Origin of the sequence: Oscillibacter sp. ER4, from assembly GCF_000765235.1 — a bacterium.
Classification (GTDB): domain Bacteria; phylum Bacillota; class Clostridia; order Oscillospirales; family Oscillospiraceae; genus Hominicoprocola; species Hominicoprocola fusiformis.
Genome location: NZ_JPJG01000106.1, coordinates 1 through 8,680 on the forward strand (window position 1 = coordinate 1; position 8,680 = coordinate 8,680).

General features: G+C 59.0%; 8 protein-coding genes and 1 riboswitch. Of the genes, 2 read left to right on the plus strand and 6 right to left on the minus strand.

The features are described from left to right. Positions 1-100 precede the first annotated feature (100 nt). Positions 101-1,627 (plus strand): DUF1538 domain-containing protein, encoded by a 1,527-nt coding sequence (locus NI20_RS0113045; RefSeq protein ID WP_242843003.1) that lies wholly within the window; start codon positions 101-103, stop codon positions 1,625-1,627. 1 nt (position 1,628) lies between these two features. Then, positions 1,629-2,297 (plus strand): P-II family nitrogen regulator, encoded by a 669-nt coding sequence (locus NI20_RS0113050; protein WP_033121825.1) that lies wholly within the window; start codon positions 1,629-1,631, stop codon positions 2,295-2,297. Between the two features lie 60 nt (positions 2,298-2,357). On the opposite strand, the gene NI20_RS0113055 is transcribed toward NI20_RS0113050, so the two are convergent. The 6 genes from NI20_RS0113055 to NI20_RS0113075 all read right to left on the minus strand — a co-directional run. Further along, on the minus strand, positions 2,358-3,173 hold the full coding sequence (locus tag NI20_RS0113055) for an HAD-IIA family hydrolase (RefSeq protein ID WP_197055406.1): 816 nt from the start codon (positions 3,171-3,173) through the stop codon (positions 2,358-2,360). 143 nt (positions 3,174-3,316) lie between these two features. Further along, positions 3,317-4,465: a M20 family metallopeptidase gene (locus tag NI20_RS0113060; protein WP_033121826.1), complete on the minus strand. Its 1,149-nt coding sequence runs from the start codon at positions 4,463-4,465 to the stop codon at positions 3,317-3,319. 3 nt (positions 4,466-4,468) lie between these two features. Continuing rightward, the gene (gene nhaC / locus NI20_RS0113065; RefSeq protein WP_033121827.1) at positions 4,469-5,851 is read right to left on the minus strand and encodes a Na+/H+ antiporter NhaC; all 1,383 of its coding nucleotides are present in this window, start codon (positions 5,849-5,851) and stop codon (positions 4,469-4,471) included. A gap of 113 nt (positions 5,852-5,964) precedes the next feature. After that, positions 5,965-6,135, minus strand: a riboswitch (Lysine riboswitch). A gap of 255 nt (positions 6,136-6,390) precedes the next feature. Then, positions 6,391-7,860, minus strand: a complete 1,470-nt coding sequence (locus NI20_RS0113070; protein WP_033121828.1) for a C69 family dipeptidase — start codon at positions 7,858-7,860, stop codon at positions 6,391-6,393. 26 nt (positions 7,861-7,886) lie between these two features. After that, positions 7,887-8,096, minus strand: a complete 210-nt coding sequence (locus NI20_RS15265) for a hypothetical protein (protein ID WP_156108656.1) — start codon at positions 8,094-8,096, stop codon at positions 7,887-7,889. Further along, positions 8,093-8,680: hypothetical protein (locus tag NI20_RS0113075; protein ID WP_206538572.1), on the minus strand; the 588-nt coding region annotated here is incomplete at its 5' end. The genes NI20_RS15265 and NI20_RS0113075, both read right to left, overlap by 4 nt.

Here is an 8,680-nt window from a genome sequence, read left to right on the forward strand (position 1 = left end):
GAACAAGCTTAACACATCCTTTACCCTTTTTTCCTGTTCATCGCGGCGAATCTCTGCTATGATATTTTTGGAAGTATTGAATTGATAAAGGAGTGAGGTTTTGTATCAGAAACAGATCTTAATGGAAAAGCTGAAAGAAGCCACCGCCTCCGTCCTGCCCATCAGCCTGATTGTCATGGCGATCAGCTTTGTGCTCGTGCCGGTGGACGCGGGACTGATGCTCTCGTTCGTGATCGCGACGGCCATGCTGATCCTCGGTATGGGGCTCTTCACGCTGGGCGCGGACATGTCGATGAGCCGCATCGGCAACTACATGGGCTCCAAGCTGACGAAATCGCGCAAGCTGCCGCTCATCCTGACCGTGAGCTTCGCCCTCGGCGTCGCCATCACAGTGGCGGAGCCCGATTTGCAGGTGCTCGCGGTCAACGTGCCGGAGATCGACACAACGGTGTTGATCTTGACCGTTTCGGTCGGCGTCGGCTTCTTCCTGATGCTGTGCATGGTGCGCATTCTCTTTTCGATCTCGCTGCGCACGATGCTGATCGTATTTTACGCCATCGTCTTTGCCGCGGCGTTTTTGTCGGATGAAAGCATCCTCTCCGTCGCGTTCGACTCCGGCGGCGTGACGACAGGGCCGATGACCGTGCCGTTCATCATGGCACTCGGCGTCGGCGTTGCGTCCATTCGAAGCGACGAAAACGCCAAGGCGGACAGCTTTGGCCTTGTCGGCCTCTGCTCGATCGGGCCGATCCTTTCGGTGCTGCTGCTCGGTGCGATCTACAAAACGCAGCCCGCGCAGGGCGAAAGCAGCGCCGTCTCCGGCGTCGCCACCACGGTGGAGCTCGGCAAGGACTATCTGCATGCCCTGCCGGAGTATTTATGGGAAGTGACAATGGCGCTGCTGCCGATCGTTGTCTTCTTCCTGATTTTTCAGGTCATTTCGCTCAAGCTCCGCAAGCTGCCTTTCATGCGCATCGTGATTGGTATCCTCTATACATACTTAGGTCTCGTGCTGTTCCTCACGGGCGTGAACGTCGGCTTTTCACCGCTGGGCTACGCGCTCGGTGCCGCGCTGGCCGAGGGATGGAAGGTCTATCTCCTTGCCCCCCTTGCGATGCTGATGGGCTGGTTCATCATCAACGCCGAGCCCGCCGTTCACACGCTCAACAAGCAGGTCGAAGAGTTGAGCGCGGGCGCGATCTCTGCCAAGGCGATGGGCATGAGCTTATCCATCGCGGTCTCCGCCGCGGGCGGGCTTGCGATGCTGCGTGTCATCACAGGCATTTCGATCATGTATTTCCTCGTGCCCGGCTATCTTATCGCGCTGGCTTTGAGCTTTTTCGTGCCGCGCACGTTCACGGCCATCGCGTTCGACTCCGGCGGCGTCGCGTCAGGTCCCTTGACGGCGACATTCATGCTGCCGTTCGCCACAGGCGCGTGCGAAGCGCTCGGCGGCAATGTGATGACGGACGCGTTCGGCCTTGTTGCGCTCGTTGCGATGATGCCGCTCATCACCGTGCAGGTGATGGGAGCCATCTATGTCGTCAAATCCCGTCATGCTTCGCAGGAGCCCCAGCTCCCCGACTTTGGCGACAACGAGATCATCGAACTGTGGGAGGCCTGCTGACATGGAACTCTATTACATCATTGCCATCACGGATCACGACCGCGGCGAAGCGATGGGCTCGCTCTACCACGCGGCGGGGCTGCACCTCATCTTGAGCATGCCCGCGCGCGGCACAGCCACGAGCGAACACCTCGCCATCTATGGGCTGGACGCGACGGAAAAGTGCGTTATCGCCGCCGTCGGCAGCGCGCAGGAGGCGGATTCGCTTATCCGTTCCGCCAAGCGCAAGCTCTTTATCGACATTCCGGGCAACGGCGTCATGCTGACCGTGCCGCTCAAGAGCGTGGCCGGCGGCAAGACACTGTCCTATCTCACCGATGATCTCAAAGCAGGAGGAGCGCCGAACATGAACTTTGAACATGAACTCATCACCGTTATCCTGAACGAAGGCTATTCCGACTTTGTCATGGACGCGGCGCGCGCCGCGGGCGCGGGCGGCGGTACGGTGCTGCACGCCAAGGGCACGGGCGGCACGCGCGGAGAAAAATTCTTCAGCGTCAGCCTTGCTGACGAAAAGGATATGATCTACATCATCGCCCACAAGGACGAAAAGGCCGCCATCATGCGCTCGATCAACGAGCAAGCCGGTCCCGGCACCAAAGCGGGCGCGATCTGCTTCTCGCTGCCGATCTCGTCCGTCGCAGGCCTTCGCGCAAGAGAGGAAAACTAAGCGTCCCCATAATACAACAAAGCGCCGCTGCTCACGCAGCGGCGCTTCCCTTTTCAATTTTCAATCTTCCGTCTTTTCCCCGCGGGCGAAGCTCACGATGTCGCCCACACCGTTTAGGACCATGCTCGGGCGATAGGCGTAGGTCTTGATGGTCTCGCGCGTCGAAACGCCCGAGAGCACCAGCACCGTGGACATGCCGCTCTCCATGCCGGAGATCACATCGGTGTCCATACGGTCGCCGACCATAACGGCCTCGGCCGAGTGGCAGTGCAGCATCTTGAGGCCCGTGCGCATCATCAGCGGGTTCGGCTTGCCGCAGAAGTACGCCTGCGTGCCGGTCGCCATCTCAATGGGCGCGACGAGCGCGCGGCAGGCAGGCACGATGCCGTTTTCGATGGGGCCGGAAACGTCGGAATTCGCGCCGATGAGCTTCGCGCCCTTCCAGACGAGGTTCGTCGCCTTCGTCAGCGTGTCGAGCGAATAGGACCGCCCCTCGCCCACGACGACATAGTCGGGATTCACGTCGTTCATCGTGATGCCTGCGTCGTAGAGCGCGTTCAAAAGGCCTGCCTCGCCGATGGCAAAGACCGAGCAGCCGGGCGCCTGATCGCGCAGGAACGCCGCCGTCGCGAGCGCGCTCGTATAAAAGTGCTCCTCCGTCACGTCGAGGCCCATGCGCGCAAGCTTCTGGCTCAGCTCGCGCGGCGTGTAACCGCTGTTGTTCGTCAGAAACAGATATTCCTTGTTTTCATTATGCAGCCATTGGATGAACTCCGCCACGCCCGGCAGCACGCGGTTGCCATGGTAGATGACGCCGTCCATATCGCAGATGAAGCCCTTCTTTTCGTTAAAATCGATCATATTGTAAGTATCCATGTTGTATCACTTCTCCTCTCTTCTCTCCAAATTTCATCAAATACAGTATAGCAGAGGGATTTGTCAAAAACCAGCAAAGAAATGTAAAATCTGCGTGAAATGCAAAAGGAAAAGAGACAGCCGAGGCTGCCTCTTTTTTCTCTTTATACTTCGCCGCTTAAAAGGCGCGCGACGGTGCGGCGGTAGACCTCGCCGCAGTTTTTCACCTGCCATGCATAGCCGTACTCGTTGTCGCCGTGCATGTTGCCGCCCGATGGGCGGAACGTCACGACCGGAATGCCGAGCGAAACGGCTAAAATATTCGAATCGCAGACCGAGGCGTCATACGCGCACGGAAGATCCTTGCCCGTGACGGAGTAAAACTCCTCCTGCAAAATTTTGACGAGCGGATGATCCTCCTCCACCGCGAACGACTGCATGTAGGGCGATTTTCTCGGCTTGAGGCGCACATCGACCTTGCCTGCAAGGCCGAGCTGCTCCGCCACCTCCATGATCTGCGCGATGCAGGTCTCGTCCGTCTCGCCCGGAACGACGTAGCGGTCAACGAAGAGGTAGCACTTCTCCGGCACAACGAGCGTGCTGGGATTGCCGCCCTCCATATAGCGCACGCACCACGTGCCGTGCTTGAGGTGCGGGTGCTGGAGCGTCGGCAGCGCCTCGATGGCCGCGGCCAGGCGTCCGCCGGAGATGAGAGCGTTTTCGCCGACCTCGGGATAGTGGCTGGCGTGCGCGGTCTGTCCGTGGACGGTCACCTCAAAGCTGTAGCGGCCGCGGAAGCCGACAGCCACATTGTCGTAGCGGCACTCGCCCATGATGGCGTAGTCGGCGTGGATGACGTCCTCCGCCACAAGCTGATAGGTGCCCTTGCTCAGGCCCTCCTCGTCGGCGACAAAGCAGGCCAAAATCTTGCCGTTGATCTCGTCGAGATGGGCGGCGTAGTAGGTCAGCGTCTCCAGGATCGCGGCAAGGCCGCCCTTCATGTCCATCGCGCCGCGGCCGTAGACCTTGCCGTCGATCTCCGTGGGAGTAAACGGGTCGGTCTTCCAGCGGTCAGATACCCCGACCGTGTCGATGTGTCCGATGAGCAGCACGGTCTTGCCGGGCCGCCCGCTGTCGAGCACCGACCAGACCGACGGGCGCTCGCGCGCGGTGTCCTCTTCAAAATAGCTGTAGTGCGGGTCCATGCCAAGCTCACGCAGGACATTCGCCACGTAATCCGCCATCTGTGCCTCGTGTCCGTTGACCGAACGGATGGAGATCATATCGTACCAGCGCTGTAAAATCCGTTCCATACCTTAGTCCTCCTTCGCCTTGGCCGTGCCGATGCCGGTCACGGCGTAAATGACAGAAAACACGATCGACAGCCACAGCATCGGCGCAAACGGCGCGAATGCCAGATTGGAAACGCCAAGCGTTGTGGCGGTGTAAGAGCCCGTAGTCGACCACGACACCATGGGGGCAAGGCCCGTGCCGGTGTCGAGCATCGTGAGCATCAGATTCTTGCGGTCGAGATGATATTCCGGATACAGGTCCTTCACCATACCGCCGACGACAGGATAGGACACATAATAAGCGCCCGTGATCGTGAAAAACACCGCGTGCAGGATCAGCACACCGAGCGACATCGAACGAGAGGTCTTCGCGATACGCTCCACAAAGGCGAGCAGCACGTCCACAACGCCCGCTGTGCGGAGCGGCGCGCCGAAAATGCCCGCCGCGATCAGAAGACCGATGGTCGAGAGCATCGAGGTAAAGCCGCCGCGGTTGAGCATCGAATTCACGACGTCCGAGCCGGTATCGGCGGAAAAACCGGAGTACATGACCGTCAGAATGTCGTGCAGGTTGATGCCCTGACAGAGCATCGCCATCACCGCACCCGCAGCGATGCCGGCGATAAAAGTCGGGATCGTCGGCTTTTTCATCAAAATCAGCACGACCACGACCAGCACGGGCAGAAGCAGCACGGGGCTGAGCCAGAACTCGGCGGAAACGGTGGAAAGGATATCCTCATACACTTCCCCGCCGACGCTGCCGCCGGAATAGCGCAGGCCGTAAACAAAGTAGAAAACGAGCGAAATGAGATACGCAGGCCCCGTGGAAATGAGCGCGTGGCGAATGCCGTCCATCAGCGGCATCTCGCACACCGTGGCGGTGATGACGGGCGAGTCAGACAGCGGCGAGACCTTGTCGCCGAAGAACGCGCCGGTGCAGACCGCGCCCGCGGCCGCGGGCAGCGGCACACCGAGACCCTGTGCAACGCCCATGCAGGCGACGCCGACCGTCGCGAGCGTGCCCCACGACGTGCCCGCCATGGTCGACATCAGCGTGCAGAGGATGCAGACGACTGGCAGGAATAAGCCCGGCGTCAGCACCTTCATGCCGTAGTAGATCATGACCGGCACCGTACCGCTCGCCATCCACGTGCCGACGAGCACGCCGACGGCCAGCAGGATCAAAATGGCCACGATCATCGACGAGACCGTCTCCTTGATGCCCTGCTGGAGCTCTGCATACGGGATGCCGAAGCACCACGCCATCAGACACATGATGACGCCGTCGAGTGCCAGCACGATGCGGTTGTTGAGCTTCATCACAAGAAGCCCCACGATGATGACGGCGATGCCGACGAGCAGCATCAGCCCTGCCTGCCAGGGCTTTACGATTCTTTTTTCTTCCATGATTGTCGTCCTTTCTCGTTTTGGCTGGGTCAAATTGAAAAAGGATAACAAAAAAGCTATGATCTCGTGGAGATCATAGCGGAAACAGGGAGCGGAATAAACACTCCTCTTTATGATTCGATAGCGCTCCACATTGTGGCAGTCCGGCGGATATTCTCCGACGACCCAGGTCATCGCCCTCCTGCAGGCCAGGAAAAAGCGACCCTTCGGCGGCTTGCCCTTTAGCTCCGGAACATCCTGTTCGCTCCGAAGGTACTCTTGCGCGCCGCGCCTCTATCCTCGTTCAATTTTCCGCCTCAGAATACCATCTTTTTCGCGCCATCGCAACGTTTTTTTCACATTCTCTTTATTTTGGTCGAGGATGAACAAAAATGCACTGTCGTACCGCGATTCTTTGATGAAATTACAACGCATTTTCAGCCAGCGACGGTATTTTCATCAACCGCAAGCAGGATTTTTATTGATCGAACTTCTTTTCTCTCTTCCCTCAGACAGCAAAAAAGCGGCTCTCTCCCGCTTGGGAGAGAGCCGCTTTTTATTCACTTGTTAACGCAGGTATCAGCAAAGCTGAAGCCGTTTTTCATCTGCTCGCTGGCGGTGCGCAGGACCTTATTGAGGATCTGTGCGCTCTCTTCGCGCGCCATCGCGCAGAGCTCGTCGTTCGCCTGCGCGGCGAGCGTGAAGTCGCCGCTCTCGCGCATCAGCCTGTCGTATTTGAGGACGATCTGTCTGCCGCGGATATTCACCGTGTCCTGATAGCCCCAGACATTCTGGATGCACGAGCCGTAGCACTTGTCGGCCAGCGCGCCGACAAAGCGGCTGACCCAGTAGAGATTGTCGGTCTCGGCGTCGAGCGTCACATTGCTCAAATAGTCCGGCATCTGCGGGGCATTTGTGTACACCGGCAGCCACGCGGAAAATGTCGTGGAGCCGAAGCACACCCACTCGATACCCTTAATGGCATCGGGGACGTCGCTTCTAATTTGACAGATCGTCGTCACGCCCGTGCGGTTGATGCCGATAGGACGGTAAATACCGCCTTTTTCCGCATGGCCCGCATAGGGATCGTAAGGTGTACCCTGATAGTGGGACGAGAGCAGGTATTGGATATCCTCCGCGGCAACCTTGCGCTCGGGAACGTAGGACCACGGAATGTCATCGCTCTCGGGCGTGAAGTCCGCGTTTTCGCCGTCCCAGCGGTAGGTGTGCGGTGCAAGGCAGCGGCCCATGAACCACGCGCGCGGCGTGTTGTAGATATGGTCCATGTCGCGGTGCGAGCCGAAGATATCCCGCGGGTTGAACTTGCCATTCTGATTCAGATCCAGATGGTTTTCCGAGATGAATTCTCTGAGGTCTGCCGAGCAGAGATGCGATTCCCGGGCACCGAAGGCGTCCTCAAGGTCGAACGAGTCCATACCGAACTGGTTCGGGTTGATGATGACGCGATCCTCGGGAATTTTCTTCGCGATCCAGTGGTGCCCGCCGATGGTCTCGAGCCACCAGACCTCATTTTCGTCGTTGAAGGCGATGCCGTTCGACTCATAGGTGCCGTATTGCTCCAGAAGCGCACCGAGGCGCAGCACGCCCTCGCGCGCGGAGCGGATGTAGGGCAGGACGAGGACAACGATGTCCTCCTCGCCGATGCCGCCGCAGCGCTCCTCTTCTCCATCCTTCGCCTCGCGCAGCTCGACCATCGGGTCGGCCGCGAGCACGCGTGGGTTCGAGGTCGTGGTTTCCGTCGCCGTCATGCCGACGTTCGCGGCGTTGATGCCGGTCGCGGCCCAAATGCCGTGCTTCGGGTCCACGCTCGGGCAGGACGTGTAGCGCATGGGGTTCTCCGGCAGTGTGATCTCCACGTGGGACTCTACGCTTTTATAAATCTTCGGCTGCTGGTCGGGCTCGACCACGATCAGCTTTTTCTCATCAAAATGACCGTCGTCCGTACGGGCGATCATCGTCGAGCGGTCATTCGTCGCCAGCTTACCGGCCAGTACAGTGGTGCAGGGCATAATTACATCTCCGTTTCCTGTCGATTTCACCGCAGCGCTGCTTTTTCGCAGCGCCGCCAAATTTTATCTGCATCCATTATATTCACAGAATCGTCCTCTGTAAAGGCAAAATCCCTTTGCAGGTGCATCTCCCCTGCTGCTCTGCCGCGAAAAAATGTGGACAAGCCCGCTAAAAAGCGGACCTGTCCAAAAGGTTGGTAAAGAGAGGTCGTACCTATCAAGTTTGGATCGATCACACCATGATGGGCTCGTCCCAGAGCTTGAGCTCCTGGCCGATGCCGTTTTCCTTGGCATACTGGTAGACGCGCGCGGCGATCGCCACGTCGTAAAGGCCGAGGCCGACGTTGCAGGTGTAGGTGAGCTGGTCGTCGTTGTCGCGGCCGGACTTCCGCCCCGCCACTAGGTCGGAAACGCTCGCGTCGATGCGGGAATCGTCGATCTTGCCGTCGCGGAACATGTAGGCCATCGTGTCGCCCATGCGGTGCTTGTCGGTCTCCCAATCGTCGATGACGACCTTGTCCGCGCGCAGGATCAGCTCCTCGTCGACCTCGTTGTCGCCAAGGTGAGCAACGTAAACGCCCTTTTTGATCTCCGCGCCGTGGATGATCGGCTCGGTCGCGGTCGCCGCGGTCACAAGGATGTCGCCGCTTTCGATCGTGGCGAGGCGGTCGCTCGCCGCCTGCACGTCCATGTTCAGCTTTTGGATCGCTGTGACCTCGCGGATCATATAGGGCAACACCGCACAAATAGCGTATAGGGAGAGCCATAGTAAGTTCGTCTGTAGGGCAGCCAGTATTATCCCCTCAGTTCGCCTGGCAGG

What these genes read in the sequence shown, in the direction of transcription:
- NI20_RS0113070 (WP_033121828.1), bottom strand. Translation starts at nt 7,860, where the DNA reads ATGCCCTGCACCACTGTACTGGCCGGTAAGCTGGCGACGAATGACCGC.
- NI20_RS0113055 (WP_197055406.1), bottom strand. Translation starts at nt 3,173, where the DNA reads ATGGATACTTACAATATGATCGATTTTAACGAAAAGAAGGGCTTCATC.
- NI20_RS0113060 (WP_033121826.1), bottom strand. Translation starts at nt 4,465, where the DNA reads ATGGAACGGATTTTACAGCGCTGGTACGATATGATCTCCATCCGTTCG.
- NI20_RS0113050 (WP_033121825.1), top strand. Translation starts at nt 1,629, where the DNA reads ATGGAACTCTATTACATCATTGCCATCACGGATCACGACCGCGGCGAA.
- nhaC (WP_033121827.1), bottom strand. Translation starts at nt 5,851, where the DNA reads ATGGAAGAAAAAAGAATCGTAAAGCCCTGGCAGGCAGGGCTGATGCTG.